This is a genomic window from Burkholderia sp. BCC1998, assembly GCF_905339875.1.
Classification (GTDB): domain Bacteria; phylum Pseudomonadota; class Gammaproteobacteria; order Burkholderiales; family Burkholderiaceae; genus Burkholderia.
This window is the reverse complement of sequence record NZ_CAJPHE010000012.1, coordinates 12600-29025: the sequence shown is the minus strand read 5'-3', so window position 1 is coordinate 29025 and position 16426 is coordinate 12600. Positions and strand designations below refer to the sequence as shown.

Annotated in this window: 15 protein-coding genes; 3 read left to right on the top strand and 12 right to left on the bottom strand. The window is 65.8% G+C overall.

Annotation, left to right across the window (positions count from 1 at the left end; genetic code table 11):
- Positions 1 to 66: 66 nt before the first annotated feature.
- Positions 67 to 1785 carry a group II intron reverse transcriptase/maturase gene (gene ltrA / locus U5A56_RS20835; RefSeq protein WP_321924342.1) on the bottom strand — a complete coding sequence of 573 codons (1719 nt, stop codon included), beginning with the start codon at positions 1783 to 1785 and terminating at the stop codon, positions 67 to 69.
- Between the two features lie 1132 nt (positions 1786 to 2917).
- Between ltrA and mutM the strand changes: the two genes are divergently transcribed.
- Positions 2918 to 3745 carry a bifunctional DNA-formamidopyrimidine glycosylase/DNA-(apurinic or apyrimidinic site) lyase gene (mutM, locus tag U5A56_RS20830; protein WP_044847468.1) on the top strand — a complete coding sequence of 276 codons (828 nt, stop codon included), beginning with the start codon at positions 2918 to 2920 and terminating at the stop codon, positions 3743 to 3745.
- Positions 3746 to 3782: 37 nt separating this feature from the next.
- Positions 3783 to 4889, top strand: coding sequence for an A/G-specific adenine glycosylase (mutY, locus tag U5A56_RS20825; RefSeq protein WP_321924340.1), 1107 nt, complete (start codon positions 3783 to 3785; stop codon positions 4887 to 4889).
- 120 nt (positions 4890 to 5009) lie between these two features.
- On the opposite strand, the gene U5A56_RS20820 is transcribed toward mutY, so the two are convergent.
- The 11 genes from U5A56_RS20820 to kdsD form a co-directional block, all read right to left on the bottom strand.
- The gene (locus tag U5A56_RS20820; protein ID WP_124486506.1) at positions 5010 to 5645 is read right to left on the bottom strand and encodes an LON peptidase substrate-binding domain-containing protein; all 636 of its coding nucleotides are present in this window, start codon (positions 5643 to 5645) and stop codon (positions 5010 to 5012) included.
- A gap of 26 nt (positions 5646 to 5671) precedes the next feature.
- Positions 5672 to 6580, bottom strand: a complete 909-nt coding sequence (gene rapZ, locus U5A56_RS20815) for an RNase adapter RapZ (RefSeq protein ID WP_044847465.1) — start codon at positions 6578 to 6580, stop codon at positions 5672 to 5674.
- A 75-nt stretch (positions 6581 to 6655) separates the two neighbouring features.
- Positions 6656 to 7624, bottom strand: a complete 969-nt coding sequence (gene hprK / locus U5A56_RS20810) for an HPr(Ser) kinase/phosphatase (protein ID WP_006483133.1) — start codon at positions 7622 to 7624, stop codon at positions 6656 to 6658.
- Between the two features lie 129 nt (positions 7625 to 7753).
- On the bottom strand, positions 7754 to 8293 hold the full coding sequence (locus U5A56_RS20805) for a PTS sugar transporter subunit IIA (RefSeq protein WP_044847464.1): 540 nt from the start codon (positions 8291 to 8293) through the stop codon (positions 7754 to 7756).
- A 169-nt stretch (positions 8294 to 8462) separates the two neighbouring features.
- A complete protein-coding gene (gene hpf, locus U5A56_RS20800; RefSeq protein ID WP_006477786.1) occupies positions 8463 to 8822 on the bottom strand; it encodes a ribosome hibernation-promoting factor, HPF/YfiA family in 360 nt (119 codons plus the stop codon).
- Positions 8823 to 8981: 159 nt separating this feature from the next.
- Complete coding sequence (locus tag U5A56_RS20795; protein WP_044847463.1) at positions 8982 to 10487, bottom strand: RNA polymerase factor sigma-54; 1506 nt, start codon at positions 10485 to 10487, stop codon at positions 8982 to 8984.
- 157 nt (positions 10488 to 10644) lie between these two features.
- A complete protein-coding gene (gene lptB, locus U5A56_RS20790; RefSeq protein WP_044847462.1) occupies positions 10645 to 11421 on the bottom strand; it encodes an LPS export ABC transporter ATP-binding protein in 777 nt (258 codons plus the stop codon).
- A complete protein-coding gene (gene lptA / locus U5A56_RS20785) occupies positions 11418 to 12083 on the bottom strand; it encodes a lipopolysaccharide transport periplasmic protein LptA (RefSeq protein WP_044847461.1) in 666 nt (221 codons plus the stop codon). The genes lptB and lptA overlap by 4 nt, the downstream gene beginning before the upstream one ends.
- A 20-nt stretch (positions 12084 to 12103) precedes the next feature.
- A complete protein-coding gene (lptC, locus tag U5A56_RS20780; protein WP_044847460.1) occupies positions 12104 to 12718 on the bottom strand; it encodes an LPS export ABC transporter periplasmic protein LptC in 615 nt (204 codons plus the stop codon).
- 3 nt (positions 12719 to 12721) lie between these two features.
- Positions 12722 to 13258 carry an HAD family hydrolase gene (locus tag U5A56_RS20775; RefSeq protein ID WP_321924336.1) on the bottom strand — a complete coding sequence of 179 codons (537 nt, stop codon included), beginning with the start codon at positions 13256 to 13258 and terminating at the stop codon, positions 12722 to 12724.
- Positions 13258 to 14241 (bottom strand): arabinose 5-phosphate isomerase KdsD, encoded by a 984-nt coding sequence (gene kdsD, locus U5A56_RS20770; RefSeq protein ID WP_044847458.1) that lies wholly within the window; start codon positions 14239 to 14241, stop codon positions 13258 to 13260. The genes U5A56_RS20775 and kdsD overlap by 1 nt, the downstream gene beginning before the upstream one ends.
- Positions 14242 to 14366: 125 nt before the next feature.
- Here kdsD and U5A56_RS20765 point away from each other — a divergent pair, with 125 nt between their 5' ends.
- Positions 14367 to 16373, top strand: a complete 2007-nt coding sequence (locus U5A56_RS20765) for a monovalent cation:proton antiporter family protein (protein ID WP_257773591.1) — start codon at positions 14367 to 14369, stop codon at positions 16371 to 16373.
- Positions 16374 to 16426: the final 53 nt, after the last annotated feature.

Genomic DNA, 16426 nt, shown 5'->3' with positions numbered 1-16426 from the left:
AAAAGGAGCCCCCTAAGAACCGTACGTGCGAGTTTCCCCGCATACGGCTCAAGCCTACATATACAGCTATTTCGAAGCCCGACCTGTAGGCCGGACCGGCTTCGCTACGTCAATGTTACCAGCGTGCACCTTTCGGTGGCAGACAGGATGGAGGAGTACCCGGTTGGAGAGCGCGTCTGACCCGCCATTCATCCGATACACCAGATGATGATCGTGCCAGCCCGTTTCCTCCGTCAGGGCACATCCGCAGTGAGCACACAGCCCGCCCTGCGATGAATACAGCTGGAACCACGTCCTCAGATAGCCTCTGGATTGCTCCATGCGCTTCTGCCGCAGTTCTTCACCGTATTGCTCCATACTCAGATCAAAGGGGTTGTACTTTCCCTCGATCTTTTTATGTCGCCTGATTACCGTACCACTGAGGTGATACAGAGCAGACAACTCCTTGCTACCGTCGTCATGCACTATGGGAGTGGCGAACACCCAATTCCGTTCACCGACTGTGTGGAAGTATTTCGTCCGCACCCATTCGGCGTTCTTGTTCGGATGCCGCCGCTTCGACCACCACCAGAGCCTCCGGAAAATCAGAGACCCCATGCGGCTGTACGCTTCCTTGGCTACCACGGGCTGATGGTATTGCGCCCAGCCACGCAGCATCGGGTTCAGCAGTTGGATCAGGCTCTCCTGCTTTGCCGTTTTGTTGCGACTGATCGTTTCCGCCACCTTGCGATAGAACGCTTGCGCGTTTTTCTTGCTTGGTTTGATGAGCAGTTTTCCCGAATACTTCCGGAAATTCCACCCTAGGAAATCGAAGCCGTCCTCGATGTGGGTGATCCGCGTTTTCTCCTCCGACAGTCGCAGACCTCGTACAGCAAGGAATGCTTCTACCCAAGGTTTGATCACTTCTTCCAGCACCTCTTTCGAGACACCAGTGATCACGAAGTCATCCGCGTACCGCACCACGTTCACTTTCAGCTTCCGGTTTTCCCGCGTCCGGAACTTTGCAGCCAGATACTTTTCCAGATCCCGTTCCAGCCCGTTCAGTGCAACGTTCGCCAAGGTCGGGGAAATGATGCCCCCCTGCGGCGTACCGGCCTCTGTTGCCTCATACCGGCCCCGATACAGCAGGCCGGACTTCAGCCATTTCCGGAGAATGCCCCTGTCCATCGGGACATTGGCAATCAGCCAGTCATGACTGATGTGGTCGAAGCATCCCTTGATGTCCGCCTCCAGCACCCATTGAGCCGAAGCCCGTTTGGACATGGTGACGAAAATCTGGGACATGGCGTCGGCCGTCGAGCGGTTTTGCCTGAACCCATACGAGTTCGGGTCGCTGATGGTTTCTGCCACGGGCTCGAGAGCCAGCAGATACAGGGCTTGCATCGCCCTGTCTCGCATGGTCGGAATACCCAGAGGGCGCTTCGTTCCATTGGCCTTCGGGATATAAACCCGCCGTAGTGGCAGGGGCCTATATCCGCGCCGCTTCAACCCGCCGGCTGCTGCCAGCCGGCTTGCAGGCGTTTCCCACAGTTCACGATCGACTCCCGCCGTTCGCGCGCCAGTGTTTTGCGTAACACGTCGTACCGCATACAGCTTCGCGGACAACGTGCGGGTCAGCATCCGTTGCAGAGTTTTCACCCTACGCCAGTCACTTTCCCGCGTCGCCTTCGCAATTCGAATCTGCATCCCCCTCACGTTCCGTTCGACCCGGCGCCAGTCAATGGCGTGCCAGTCGTCCGGAGCATGGGAAAGCGCAGACTCGTCCTTTCGGACAAGTTCTCTCATGCTGCTCTCCTTTCCGGTGATAGAAATTTCCCGGACGAGGAGTCGCATCTTTCCCCCGACGGGGAGCGATAGCGCCCCCCGTGGGGAAGGTTTCAGCGCGACACGTACAAGTCCGTGCCGCAACCAGTTACAAGGGTCCCACAGCCGTCTTGCGACGGTAGACCATGAGGAAGTCTGCCCGCTTTCGCGTGGAGTAATGTCTCAACTCCTATCCGTCCCATTACAGGACGACGTTCGCTTTTTCCTCGTTCCCATACCCGCACCCCCGTCAGATCCCCTTGCGGTTCACCTGCCAGCAAACTTCCGCTGGCGGAGATACGGGCTTACCACGTTCCCCAACTGCCACACGACTGGTTTAGGTCCCGCCTATTCCCCGATGGCCATACGACGGCGTGACCCGATAAAACAGCGGATCAACCGGCCACATACCTTTTTGGTTAGAGCCCAGCAGCGTTTGGCTCTTCAATCGTCACGGGGTTTATCAGCGATTCACGTGTGTTGACCATGCCAGCCAGCCTTGCACCTCGATCCCATGCTGCTAGAGATCTCCGAACGAACACCTCGCGGGGTCAGTCCGCCCTTACTGCGGGGGTTACTTTGTCAGAAGAGCTTTGAACCCCGCCGTTACCAGCGACGCACATCTTCCTAGGCTACATTTGGCCGTACAAACGGTTCCCTACCGCGATCGATCTGCGGTTGAACAATGGCCGTTGGAGTTTTCTTCATTGAGGCGGTGCATTCACGGATTTATTCGCGTGGCCGAGCACCATTCTCCCGAGAGGGATCGGTGGCCGGGATTGCGCTGTTGTAGTTCTTCGGCGCGTACTGCTGCTAACATCTCTGACATGCGAAATGTCGCAGAAATACAACGCTTTTCCGGTTCATGCGGGTGCCCGTGTGGTTCATTTGCAGCCGAACCGGCACGTATTTGGCACTTGGCAACTCAGGCAAAATTCCCCCGAAACATCCGGTCAGAATTGCCCGAGAGCCTTGTATTTACAACTGTTGCCGGCTTGTTAAGAGTCCGGCTCCGCCTCTACACGAAGAGTGTCGTGTCGCACGTTTCAACCGATTGTAACGCGCTCGCTACAATACACGCACGATCGTGAATCCAGTTTCAGACCCGTAGAACATGCCAGAGTTGCCAGAAGTAGAAGTCACGCGCCGGGGCATCGAGCCCTTTGTCGCGGGCCGCCGCGTCGAGCGTGTCGACGTCCGTACCGCGATGCTGCGCTGGCCCGTGCCGGCGGGGCTCGCCGAGCAGTTGCGCGCGCGCGAGGTGCTCGCCGTCGAGCGTCGCGGCAAGTATCTGCTGTTCGAGGTCGACGCAGGCTGGTTCATCGTCCATCTCGGGATGACGGGCACGCTGCGCGTGCTGCCCGCGGCCGGCGTGCCGGTGGCCGCGAAACACGACCACATCGACTGGATCTTCGACGAATTCGTGCTGCGGTTCCGCGATCCGCGCCGTTTCGGCGCCGTGCTGTGGCACCCGCGCGAAGCCGGCGACGTGCATGCGCATCCGCTGCTCGCGAGCCTCGGCGTCGAGCCGTTCTCGCCGGCGTTCACCGGCGCGCTGCTGCACGCACGCACGCGCGGCCGCACGGTGTCGGTCAAGCAGGCGCTGCTCGCGGGCGACATGGTCGTCGGCGTCGGCAACATCTATGCGTCGGAGAGCCTGTTTCGCGCGGGCATCCGGCCGACGACCGCCGCCGGCAAGGTATCGCTGCCGCGCTATGAGCGGCTGGCCGACGCGGTGCGCGCGACGCTCGCCGACGCGATCGAGCGCGGCGGCAGCACGCTGCGCGATTTCGTCGGCAGCAACGGCGAAAGCGGCTATTTCCAGCTCGACTGCTTCGTCTACGACCGTGCGGGGCTGCCTTGCCGCGTCTGCGGCACGCCGATCCGCCAGATCGTGCAGGGTCAGCGTTCGACCTATTACTGCCCGACCTGCCAGCGTTGAGCCCCGCGTTGCAACCTTTTTCCGAAGATTCGAACACTTGAAGCCGCCCCGCATCGCCCCCGCTCCGTTCCCCGTCACGCCGCTGCATCGCACGTTCGCCACGCGCCTGATCGCCTGGCAACGCGAGCACGGCCGCCACGACCTGCCGTGGCAGAACACCCGCGATCCCTACTGGATCTGGTTGTCGGAAATCATGCTGCAGCAGACGCAGGTCTCGACCGTCGTCCCGTATTACACGCGCTTTCTCGAGCGTTTTCCCGACGTCGCCGCGCTCGCGGCCGCGCCGTCCGACGACGTGATGGCGCTGTGGGCCGGGCTCGGCTACTACTCGCGCGCGCGCAATCTGCACCGCTGCGCGCAGGTCGTCGTCGCCGAGCATGGCGGCGTATTCCCGTCGACGCCGGAAGCGCTCGCCGAACTGCCCGGCATCGGCCGTTCGACAGCCGCGGCGATCGCGTCGTTCGCATACGGTGCACGCGCGACGATCCTCGACGGCAACGTGAAGCGCGTGCTGGCGCGCGTGTTCGGCGTCGAAGGCTTTCCGGGCGAGAAGCGCGTCGAGAACGACATGTGGGCGCTGGCCGAATCGCTGCTGCCGGATGCCGCGAACGCGGCCGACGTGAGTGCCTATACGCAGGGGCTGATGGATCTCGGCGCGACGCTGTGCGTGCGCGGCAAGCCGGATTGCGCGCGCTGCCCGTTCGCGGGCGACTGTGTCGCGCAATCGACGGGCCGCCAGCGCGAACTGCCGGCCGCGCGGCCGAAGAAGGCCGTGCCGACGCGCAAGACCTGGATGCTCGTGCTGCGCGACGGCGACGCCGTGCTGCTCGAACGGCGTCCGCCGGCCGGCATCTGGGGCGGCCTGTGGTGCCTGCCGCAGGCGGACGGCGATGCGGCACTCGCGGAACTCGCGCGTGGCTTCGGCGGCGGCGGCCCGGTGCCGCTCGCGCCGTTCACGCACATGTTCACGCATTTCCGGCTCGAGATCGAGCCGCGGCTGAGCGACATGACGAACGGCGGCCTTCCGCTCGCGCATGCACGGGATACCGAGACGGCGTGGGTGCCGCTCGCCGGGCTCGATGCGTACGGCGTACCGGCGCCCGTGCGCAAGCTGCTCGATGCGCTGAGCGGGTCGCTGCTGTAACGATGGGGAAAGGGCGCTGCGCGGGCCGTGCTTGCGGAAGTGCCGCGCCGACGCGGTCGGCTCGCCCGTCAGGATGATCCGCCCGGCGACGCCAGTGCGACGCGGCTGGCCGGCCGCGCCTTACAGCCAGCCGTGCCGGTCGAGCACGTGGTGCACGGCGTCGATTCGCGCGCCGACATCCGGAAACTCCATCAGCTTCTGCCGTGCGCGCAGGTCGAGCGGCAGCAGTTCCGCGAGTCGGTTCGACACCCAGCTCGGGTCGTCGAGGCGGAACGGTTCGCCGAACGGCATCTTGTCCGGTTCGGACTTCTTCAGCGCTTCGATGATGCGCTCGAGCACCTCGGCGCACGAGCCGAATTGTGCGAGCGCCTGTTCGCCTTCGAGCGGGATGTCGTCGGGCAGCGGCTCCGCGATCCCGACCAGCAGCCCGTTGCTTTCGACGCGATACGACAGCAACTCGAATCGCTGCGTGCCGATCGCCTGCAGGTACAGCATCCCGAATTCGCCGGTGTCGCACTCGGTGATGCGCGCCATGCAGCCGATCGTCTCGGGCACCGACACGGCGCCGTCCTGCGCGACTTCGGGCCCGCTCTTCAGGAGGCACACGCCGAACGGCGCGTCGTCGCGCAGGCACGCGCGCGACATGTCGAGATAGCGCGCCTCGAATACCTTGAGCGGCAGCAAGCCACCGGGGAACAGCACCGTATGCAGCGGAAACAGCGGCAGGTCGATCAGGGTGGTCGATAGGGTGGACATGGCGCGCCGGCGAGAGGGCGGTGTCGCTAAGGTCGTTCGACCTCGGTGACGAGCCGCGACGACGCGTCGACATCCACCGGCGCGTCACGATGCCGCACGATCACGTTCGCATCGTGCACGAGGCGCGCGGCGAGCGTTTCCGCGATGAACACCGAGCGATGCTGACCGCCCGTGCAGCCGATGGCGACGGTCAGGTAGCTGCGGTTGTCTTCACGAAAGTGCGGCAGCCATTTCATCAGGAACGCATGGATGTCGTCGATCATCTGGTGGACGATCGGCAGTGCGTCGAGAAAGGCGATGACCGGCTGGTCCAGCCCGGTGAGCGGGCGCAGCTCATGGTCGTAGTACGGATTGGGCAGCGCGCGCACGTCGAACATCAGGTCGGCATCGAGCGGCACGCCGCGCTTGAAGCCGAATGACTCGAACATCACCATCAGGTCGTTGTTCTTCTGCTCGATGAAGCGCTTGACCCACGTGCGCAGCACGTTCGCGCGCAGCGTGCTCGTATCGATCTGATGGCCGAATTCGGCGAGCGGCGCGACCAACTCGCGTTCGCGCTCGATCGCTTCCTCGAGCGACGACAGCAGCCCGACGTTCGCGTCGTGCGACGGCGAGCCGGACAGCGGGTGGCGCCGGCGCGTTTCGGAGAAGCGCTGGATCAGCGCCTGCGTGCTTGCGTTGAGGAACAGCACGCGGACATCGTGCTCGAGCGACAGCGAGCGGATCAGGCCGGGCATTTCGTCCAGCGATGCGCTCGAACGCGCATCGATCGCGACCGCGAGCCGGTGCTGGCCGCCGTCGGCCAGGTAGCGGGCGAGTTCGGGGAGCACGTGCGGCGGCAGGTTGTCGACGCAGTAGTAGCCTGCGTCTTCGAGCGCGTTCAGCGCGACGGACTTGCCTGAGCCGGAGATGCCGGTGATGAGGACGATGCGCATGGGAAGCAGAGAATCCTGACGTTTCATCATAGCACCGGCTCGACGCGTCGGCGCTGCGAGGCCGGCGCGGGGCGGTTACACGAGCTTGCCGGGGAACTGGCTGTCGGGATCCTGCATCGCGAGTCGTTGCCGATCCATGAAATCGCGCAACGTGTCGATGCCGCGCAACTGCAGGATCGTGTTCCGCACGGCCGCCTCGACCAGCACCGCGAGGTTGCGGCCGGCCGCGACCTGGATCGTGACCTTGCTGATCGGCAAACCGAGCACGTCGACCGTCTGGCTTTCCAGCGGCAGCCGCTGGAATTCGCCGTCCGGGCGGCGCACGAGCTGGACGATCAGCTTCAGCTTCATTTTCCGGCGCACCGCCGTTTCGCCGAAGATCGTCTTGATGTCGAGCAGGCCGAGGCCGCGCACTTCGAGCAGGTTCTGCAGCAGCGGCGGGCAGCGGCCTTCGACGAAATCGGGGCCAAGTCGGACGAAGTCGACGGCGTCGTCGGCGACGAGGCCGTGGCCGCGGCTGATGAGTTCGAGGCCGAGTTCGCTCTTGCCGAGCCCGGAGTCGCCGGTGAGCAGCACGCCCATCCCGAGGATGTCGAGGAACACGCCGTGCAGGGTCGCGCGCGGCGCGAGGATGCGCGACATGTAGAGCCGCAGGCTGTCGATCACGGCGGCGGCCGACATCGGCGTCGTGAACAGCGGCGTGGACGAGCGCGTGCAGCGCAGCACGAGCTCGGGCGGCGCGGCGGCGCCGCCGGCGACGACGAGGAACGGCGGTTCGAGCGCGATCAGCTCGGCCATGTGGCGCGAACGGTCTTCGTCGGTCTGCCGCTGGTAGTAGTCGATTTCGGCTTCGCCGAGCACCTGGATCCGGTTCGGGTGGATCAGGTTCAGGTGGCCGACGAGGTCGGCGCTCGACGTGGCGTTGCCGACGGTGTCGGCCGAAAAACCGCGCTCCCAGCCTTCATGCCCCGTCAGCCAGCTCAGTTTCAGCGTGGCCGCGTTGTCGTCGAAGATGCTCTGGGCGTTGATGCTGGACGTATCCATGACTCTCGTCACTCCAATGAGCCGGTGCATGCGCGCGGCGACGGGCGTCGCCATGCCGGACCGGCGCCGGGCGGCCCTGGTCGGCGGCGTGTGCCGCCTCGTTCGGGAAAATAATCCGCCCGGATCAACTCAAGGTTGCCACTGAGTGAGCAGGCGATGCAACTCGGCGAGATCCGTTTCGTTGTGCAGACGCTCTCGCGCGTCGCGATCGGACAGCAGTTGCGCGATTTCCGACAGGATCTCGAGGTGCTGCTGGGTGGCTTGCTCGGGGACGAGCAGGAAAATCAGGAGACCGACCGGCTGGCCGTCGGGCGCTTCGAACGGGATCGCGTCGGCGAGCCGCACGAAGGCGGCGAGCGGATGCTTGAGCCCCTTGATGCGCCCGTGCGGAATCGCGACGCCTTCGCCGAGCCCGGTCGAGCCGAGGCGCTCGCGCGCGAACAGGTTGTCCGTGACGGTGCTGCGGGCGATGCCGTTCTGATTCTCGAACATCAGCCCGGCTTGTTCGAAGACGCGTTTCTTGCTGGTGACGGAGAGGTCGATGACGACGTTCTCTATGGGCAGGATTTTGGCTAGGCGATTCATGTTGGCAGGCGATTGGGCGGCCTGGGGTCTCCTTGCGGCGGCAGACTGATTTTCCATGTTCGGCGATATCAAGGCGTTCGGCATCGGAAACCTGCACGACAGCTACCGCACCCAACGCCCCCCGGCGATAACCGGAACATTATAGAGCACAGCCGCGTGCGTGGCGCGGCATGGACGGACCGGTCGCACCACTGCCGCGTGGACGCAAAAAAAACGCCCGGCGAACCGGGCGGCGTGTGTGTTGCGGTGAACGTTATTGCGGCGGCAGTTCGATCTGGTCGATCGACGGCTGCAGCTTGATCGGGTCGTGCGCATGGGTCTGCAGACGCTCCATGTGCTTGACGACCTGGCGATCCAGCTTGTCGATCAGCAGATCGATCGCAGCGTACAGGTTGCCGTTTGCGCTTTCGACGAAGATGTCCTTGCCCTTCAGATGCAGGTTGATTTCCGCGCGCTGCTGCTTGTCCTTTTCCTTGTGATTGTCGACCGAGAGGATCACAGTGCCATCGATCACCTGATCGCTATGCCGTAGCACCCGGTCCAGCTTGGTGATCACGTATTCGCGAATTGCAGGCGTGACTTCGAGATGATGTCCACTGATCTTCAGGTTCATAGTGCTTCTCCAAGCGAGTGACCACGCGGCCGCATCGAGGCGGCGCTCCGGTCGACTTGCCCCTGCCGCATGGCGCGGCAAATTCGCGGACAAGTCGCCCGGCCTGTTCCCCGAATGCGCGGTGGCCGGAACACGCCTGCCGCCGGGCAGGCAGCAGGCTTAAAGAGACTTGCGCAGATTCACTGCCGGGATTTTGAGGGCTTCGCGATACTTGGCGACCGTGCGGCGCGCAACCACGAATCCCTGTTCTGCCAGCAGCTCGGCAATGCGGCTGTCCGAAAGTGGCGATTTTGGGTCTTCAGCTCCTATCAGTTGCTTGATCAGGGCTCGGATGGCAGTCGACGATGCGGCGCCTCCGGTGTCGGTCGAAACGTGTGATCCGAAGAAGTACTTAAATTCCAGCGTCCCGAACGGGGTCAGCATGTACTTCCCGGTTGTCACACGGCTGACAGTCGACTCGTGTAGGCCCAGCGTATCAGCTATTTCCCGCAAAACCAAGGGGCGCATGGCAATTTCGCCATGCGCAAAGAAGTTCTTCTGACGTTCGACAATAGCCTGCGCGACACGCAGGATCGTGTCGAATCGCTGCTGGATATTCTTGATCAGCCAGCGTGCTTCCTGGAGCTGTTGTTTCAACGATCCGGCCGACGGGTCGCCGCGGCTGTTGCGCAGGATGTTCGCGTACAGGTTGTTGATCCGCAGGCGCGGCATCACTTCCGGATTGAGTTCCGCGAGCCAGCCCTGGCCAGCCTTCTTCACGATGATGTCGGGCACGACGTAGTCGGCCTCGGCCTTGCCGTAGGCAGCGCCGGGGAACGGCTCCAGCGAGCGGATCAGTGCGTGCGCGTCGCGCAGCGCGTCGTCGCTCGCCTTCAGCTGCTTGCGCAGCCGCGTGAAGTCGCGCGCGGCGAGCAGTTCGAGGTGCTGCGACACGATCTCCAGCGCGAGCGTGCGGGTGGGGGACGGATCGAGGCGCAGCAACTGCAGCTTCAGGCATTCGGACGCCGAGCGGGCCCCGACCCCGGCCGGATCGAAACTGTGCAGCAGCGCGAGCGCCGCATTCAGTTCGTCGCAGTCGATTTCCAGTTCGGGCGGCAGGTCGGCGAGCACTTCGTCGAGCGTGGCGGTCAGGTAGCCGTCGTCGTCGAGCGATTCGATCAGGAACATCACGAGCGCGCGGTCGCGCGGCCCGGCCTGCGTGACGCGCAATTGCGCGGACAGGTGGTCGCGCAGCGACGTCGCGGCTTCCTGCACCTGCAGCGGCGGGAGATCGTCATCGTCCGAGGCGCCGCTCGAGCGGCCGAACTCGTCGAGATTCCACTGCGGGCCGTCGCCGGCGTCGCCCGATGCGTAGCCGTCGTATTCGTCGGCGCCGGCCGGCTCGTCGCGCTCGGCGCGTTCGCTCGACTGGCTGCTGCCGTTCGTGATGCCCGGTTCGGTGTTCTGTCCGGGCGGCGTCTGCGCGATCAGCGATCCGTCCGCCGCGACGCGCAGCGGGCTCGCGATCCATTCGTCATCGTTCTCGAGCAGCGGATTCTGCGCGACGGCCATCGCGACTTCCTGCTGCAGTTCGAGCGTCGACAGCTGCAGGAGCCGGATCGACTGCTGCAGTTGCGGTGTCAGCGCCAGGTGTTGCGACAGGCGGAGTTGAAGGCTGGCTTTCATGGCAGAGAGGGAGTCATACCGGCAGTTTGCCACGACCCAGGCGCCTTGAGCCATCCGCGATTACGCGCGGCGCGGCGCCCGGCCGCGGCGGGGCCGCAGGACACGCGGGCGCGCCCCGCGCGGCGATGCCGGGCGGGGGCGGCCAGCCACGGGGGATTTACATGCGGAAGTGTTCGCCGAGGTACACGCGGCGCACGCTTTCGTTTTCGATGATTTCGCTCGGCGCGCCGGCGGCGAGCACCGAACCGTCGCTGATGATGTAAGCGTGGTCGCAGATGCCGAGCGTTTCGCGGACGTTGTGATCGGTAATCAACACGCCGATGTTGCGCTGCTTCAGGAACTTGACGATCTTCTGGATCTCGAGCACCGCGATCGGGTCGACGCCGGCGAACGGCTCGTCGAGCAGGATGAAGTTCGGATTGGTCGCGAGCGCGCGCGCGATCTCGACGCGACGGCGTTCGCCGCCCGACAGCGACAGCGCCGGGTTCTCGCGCAGGTGGCCGATCTGCAGTTCGTCGAGCAGCGCCTCGGTGCGCGACGCGATCGCGTCCTTCGACAGGCGCTTGCCGTCTTCGCCGTGCTGCAGCTCGAGCACCGCGCGGATGTTTTCCTCGACGGTCAGCTTGCGGAACACCGACGCTTCCTGCGGCAGGTACGACAGGCCGAGCGACGCGCGCTTGTGGATCGGCAGCAGGCTGATCGAGCTGCCGTTCAGCGAGATCTCGCCCGCATCCGTCGGCACGAGGCCGACGATCATGTAGAACGACGTCGTCTTGCCGGCGCCGTTCGGGCCGAGCAGGCCGACGACCTCGCCGCTCTTCACGTCGAGCGACACGTCCTTGACGACGGTGCGCGAGCCGTAGCGTTTCTTCAGGTTGCGCACGACGAGCGAGCTCGTCGTGCCGGCCGGCTGGCGGTTCGGAAGCGCGTTCATTGGGCCGGCGCTCCCTGGATCGTGGTCGACGGCGACAGCTTCGCCGGCGCGCCGTTCAGCTGCCCGGGGCCGCCGTTCTTCGGCGACAGCATCGCGCGCACGCGGCCGTTCGGGTTGCCCGGCGCCGCGACGTCCTTGCCGCCCTTCGCGGTGTAGAAGTCGCGCTGGCCGTCGTACGTGATCACGCTGCCGTGCACGGTGTCGGCGATCGTCGACGTGCCCTGCAGGCGGCGCACGGTCGCGGCGGTCGTCAGCGTCGTCAGGTCCTGCTTGCCGTCGTAGTCGATGCGCTCGGCGTCGCCGTCGATGTATTCGTCGAGGCCTTCGCGCTTCTGGCGGAACGTCGCGTGCTTCTTGCCGCTGCCGAACGACGTCGCGTACTGATAGCCTTCCGGATCCTGGCGCACTTCGACGCGGTCGCCCTTGATGATGATCGTGCCCTTCGTGATCACGACGTTGCCGGTCGCGACCGTCACCTGCTTCAGGTCGTCATAGGTCAGGTTGTCCGCCTCGACGTTGATCGGCTTGTTCTGGTCGGCCTTCTCGGCATGGGCGAGCGGCGCCAGCCCGACGAGCGGGAGCGCCACGAGCGTCGCGGCGAGCGCGGCGCGGACGGCGCGCGCAGCGCCGCCGGAATTCTGTCGAGGGAACGGTTCGTTCATGCAGTCACGTGAGGGATGCGTCACCTGGATTGACCTTTCGAGCCGCCGGACGTGTCCGCCGCGGCGATCGTGCCGCGCACGTTGCCGTAAAGCTCGATGACCCGGGTGACGTTGTTGTACTTCATGCCGTCGGTCGCGTTGACGAGCGACAGGCCGCGCTGAAGTTTAACCGGCTTTTCGGTCTGGATCACATCGTCATTGACGAAGATCCGGAAATGCTGGGAATCGGCCTGCATCTGCGGATCGCCGCCGCCGGCCACGCGCAGGATGCGTGCATCGTCGTACAAGTCGACGATCGACACGTCGCCGTTGACGGTGCCGCGCTTCGCGGTGGTCGTCACGACCGGCTTGCCGGGCTGGAACGCGCGCATGGCCGGATCGGTCAGGTCGCTGTTGTCGGTGTCTTCGTAATGGATCAGCTTCGCGGCCGTCAGCCGGTACTGGGTCGAGCCCGACTGGTCGAGCTCGGTGACCGAGAAGTTGTCCGCGAAATAATCGGGCGTGTGGCGCTTCGGCCGCACGGCGCCTTCGCCGGGCGGCGGCAGCGTCGCCTGCAGCAGCCACCACGTGATGCCCGCGAGCGCGGCGACCGCGACGAGCGGCAGCAGCTGGGTCCAGCGGAAATGCGTGTTCATCCGTCAGGCTCCGCAGGCAGCCGCGAGCAGCGCGTCGTAGCGGCGCTGCGCGCGCAGGATCGCGTCGCAGACCTCGCGCACCGCGCCGTGGCCGCCGCGGGCCTCGGCCACCCAGTGCGCACGCGCGATCACCTCGGGGTGCGCGTTGGCCGGTGCCGTCGCGAAGCCGCAGCGCAGCATCACCGGCAGGTCGGGCCAGTCGTCGCCCATGTAGCCGCAGGCGTCGGCGGTGATGCCGAGCGATGCAATCAGGTCGGCGAACACGGCGAGCTTGTTCTCGACGCCCTGGAACAGGTGCGCGATCTTCATTTCCTTCGCGCGTGCCGCGACGATGTCCGAGCGGCGGCCGGTGATGATCGCGGTCGCGATGCCGGCTTCGCCGAGCAGCTTCACGCCGTGGCCGTCGAGCGAATTGAACGACTTCATCGCGTCGCCGGCCGCGGTAAACAGCAGCCCGCCGTCGGTCAGCACGCCGTCGACGTCGAAAATCATCAGCTTCACGCGGCTCGCGCGTTCGGCCGCAGTCAGCGCTGCGCTCATCAGATCACCTTCTTCGAAAACAGGTCGTGCATGTTCAGTGCGCCGATCAGCGCGCCGTCGGCATCGACCACCAGCATCTGGTTGATCCGGTGGCGCTCCATCAGTTCCACGGCCTCGACCGCGAGATGGTCGGGGCCGATCGTGCGCGGCTCGCGCGTCATCACGTCGACGATCGGCAGCGTGCGGAAATCGCCGTCGCGCGCGAGCACGCGGCGCAGGTCGCCGTCGGTGAAGATGCCGGCCACGCGGCCGTCGGGCTCGACCACGGCGGTCATGCCCAGCCGCTTCGCGGTGATCTGGAACAGCGCGTCCGACAGCGTCGCGTCGAGCCCGACGCGCGGCACGTCGTCGCCCGAGCGCATCACGTCGCGCACGTGGGTGAGCAGGCGCCGGCCGAGTGCGCCGCCCGGATGCGAGCGCGCGAAATCCTCGGAACCGAAGCCGCGCGCGTCGAGCACCGCGACGGCGAGCGCGTCGCCGAGCGCGAGCGCGGCGGTCGTGCTCGCGGTGGGGGCGAGGTTCAGCGGGCAGGCTTCCTTCGACACCGCGGCGTTCAGGTTCACGTCGGCGAGCGTGCCGAGGCTCGATTCCGCACGGCCCGTGATCGCGATCAGCTTCGCGCCGATCCGCTTCACGAGCGGCAGGATCGCGACGAGTTCTTCCGACTCGCCGGAATAGGAGATGCCGATGAATACGTCGTCCGACGTGACCATGCCGAGGTCGCCGTGGCTGGCCTCGGCCGGATGGACGAAGAAGGCCGGCGTGCCGGTGCTGGCGAGCGTGGCCGCGATCTTGCGGGCGATATGCCCCGATTTGCCGATGCCGGATACCACGACGCGGCCGCGGCAGCCGAGCAGCAGCGCGACGGCCTGAACGAAGTCGCCGTCGAGCTGGTCGCGCAGCGCGCGCACGGCGTCCGCCTCGATGTCGAGCACGTCGCGGGCGAGCGCGAGCGCCCGATCATCATTGATTTTCGCTATCATGCGCGGAGTATAGCAAAGGCGTTTGTTCGCCGCGCCGCGCCTTCGGACTCGTCCGATGCCGCTTGCCCACCGCCACCACCCGCGCCCGCCTTGCCGTGGCCCCGACGAACGAGGACGCTTCGCCCGTGATTTCCCCGCTCGAAATGACCCTGCTGCTGTTGCTGGCCTCGGTAGTGGGCGTCGTCGTATTTCGCTCGTTGAACCTGCCGCCGATGCTCGGCTACCTGACCGTCGGCATCCTGGTCGGCCCGCATGCGTTCGGCGTTGCCGCGGACCTCGAACGGGCCGAGCATCTCGCGGAATTCGGCGTGGTGTTCCTGATGTTCTCGATCGGCCTCGAATTCTCGCTCGCGAAGCTGCGGGCGATGCAGCGGCTCGTGTTCGGGCTCGGGCTGCTGCAGGTGGTCGCGACCCTCGCGCTCGCGGTCGTGCTCGGCGCGCTGTTCGAGCGCTGGGTGCACATCACGTGGCAGGGCAGCGTCGCGCTCGGCGGCGCGCTCGCGATGTCGTCGACGGCGATCGTGTCGAAGATGCTCGCGGAGCGGCTCGAGATCGAGACCGCGCACGGCCGCAACATCTTCGGCGTGCTGCTGTTCCAGGATCTCGCGGTGGTGCCGCTGTTGATCGTGATCGCCGCGTTCGGCGCCGAGTCGTCGAAGGATCTCGCGCTCACGCTCGGGTTCGCGGCCGTCAAGATCGTGATCGCGCTCGCGCTGCTGCTGATCGTCGGCCAGCGTTTCATGACGCGCTGGCTCAACGTCGTCGCGCGGCGCCGCTCGCAGGAACTGTTCGTGCTGAACCTGCTGCTCGTCACGCTCGGCGCCGCGTTCATCACCGACCGCTTCGGCCTGTCGCTCGCGCTCGGCGCGTTCATCGCGGGGATGCTGATCTCCGAGACGCCGTTCCGCCATCAGGTGGAAGAGGACATCAAGCCGTTCCGCGACGTGCTGCTCGGCCTGTTCTTCGTGACGACCGGGATGCTGCTCGATCCGCGCGTGATCTGGGAGCATCCGCTGCTGGTGCTCGGCTTCTTCGTCGGGCAGATCCTGTTCAAGGGGACGATGATCGCCGGGCTCGCGCGGCTGTTCGGCGCGACGCCGGGCGTCGCGATGCGCACCGGCATCGGCCTCGCGCAGGCCGGCGAATTCGGCTTCGTGCTGCTGAACCTGATCCTCGACCGGCATCTCGTCGATTCGACGCTGCTGCAGGCGATCCTCGCGTCGATGCTGCTGTCGATGCTCGCCGCGCCGTTCCTGATCCAGAACGCCGACCGGATCGTGATGCGGCTGTCGTCGACGGAATGGATGCAGCAGTCGCTGCAGATGACGCGGATCGCGACGCAAAGCCTCAAGCAGCGCGGCCACGTGATCATCTGCGGCTACGGCCGCGCGGGGCAGAACCTCGCGCGCATGCTCGAGCAGGAAGGCATTTCGTACGTCGCGCTCGACCTCGACCCCGATCGCGTGAGCGCGGCCGCGACGGCCGGCGAATCGGTCGTGTTCGGCGACGCGGCGCGCCGCGAGTCGCTGCTCGCGGCCGGTATCCATCGCGCGGCGGCCGTCGCGATCACGTATGCGAACACGCCGTCGGCGCTGCGCGTGCTGCACCACGTGCACGAGCTCGAGCCGACGCTGCCGGCGATCGTGCGCACGGTCGACGATGCCGATCTCGAGAAGCTGCTCGCGGCCGGCGCGACCGAGGTGATTCCGGAGATCGTCGAGGGCAGCCTGATGCTCGCGTCGCACACGCTGGTGCTGGTCGGCGTGCCGATGCGCAAGGTCGTGCGGCGCGTCGAGGAGATGCGCGACGAGCGCTACAGCCTGCTGCGCGGCTATTTCCGCGGCGCCGACGACACGGACGACGACGATCACGAGCAGGTGCGGCTACAATCGGTGCCGGTCGACGCGCGCGCGGATGCGGTCGGGCGCTCGCTGGAGGAACTCGGGCTGTATGCGCTCGGGCTGGAAGTCACGGCGATCCGCCGGCACGGCATCCGCGGCGTCGAACCCGACCCGCAGACCAAGCTGCGCGCGAGCGACATCGTCGTGCTGCGCGGGCTGCCGGAAGCGCTCGCGCTCGCGGAGGAGCGGCTGTCGCGGCATCGGCGCGAGCCGCCGGCCGCGCTCGCCTGAGTCGCGCTTCGATAACCTGACCCGTATTTATTCGAAACGGTGCCCGATCTTCG

Coding starts and splice junctions, on each gene's coding strand:
- hprK (WP_006483133.1), bottom strand. CDS start 7,624: ATGGATACGTCCAGCATCAACGCCCAGAGCATCTTCGACGACAACGCG.
- U5A56_RS20775 (WP_321924336.1), bottom strand. CDS start 13,258: ATGAGCGCAGCGCTGACTGCGGCCGAACGCGCGAGCCGCGTGAAGCTG.
- lptA (WP_044847461.1), bottom strand. CDS start 12,083: ATGAACGAACCGTTCCCTCGACAGAATTCCGGCGGCGCTGCGCGCGCC.
- ltrA (WP_321924342.1), bottom strand. CDS start 1,785: ATGAGAGAACTTGTCCGAAAGGACGAGTCTGCGCTTTCCCATGCTCCG.
- U5A56_RS20805 (WP_044847464.1), bottom strand. CDS start 8,293: ATGCCGAACGCCTTGATATCGCCGAACATGGAAAATCAGTCTGCCGCC.
- hpf (WP_006477786.1), bottom strand. CDS start 8,822: ATGAACCTGAAGATCAGTGGACATCATCTCGAAGTCACGCCTGCAATT.
- mutM (WP_044847468.1), top strand. CDS start 2,918: ATGCCAGAGTTGCCAGAAGTAGAAGTCACGCGCCGGGGCATCGAGCCC.
- rapZ (WP_044847465.1), bottom strand. CDS start 6,580: ATGCGCATCGTCCTCATCACCGGCATCTCCGGCTCAGGCAAGTCCGTC.
- U5A56_RS20795 (WP_044847463.1), bottom strand. CDS start 10,487: ATGAAAGCCAGCCTTCAACTCCGCCTGTCGCAACACCTGGCGCTGACA.
- lptB (WP_044847462.1), bottom strand. CDS start 11,421: ATGAACGCGCTTCCGAACCGCCAGCCGGCCGGCACGACGAGCTCGCTC.
- kdsD (WP_044847458.1), bottom strand. CDS start 14,241: ATGATAGCGAAAATCAATGATGATCGGGCGCTCGCGCTCGCCCGCGAC.
- U5A56_RS20820 (WP_124486506.1), bottom strand. CDS start 5,645: ATGTCCACCCTATCGACCACCCTGATCGACCTGCCGCTGTTTCCGCTG.
- lptC (WP_044847460.1), bottom strand. CDS start 12,718: ATGAACACGCATTTCCGCTGGACCCAGCTGCTGCCGCTCGTCGCGGTC.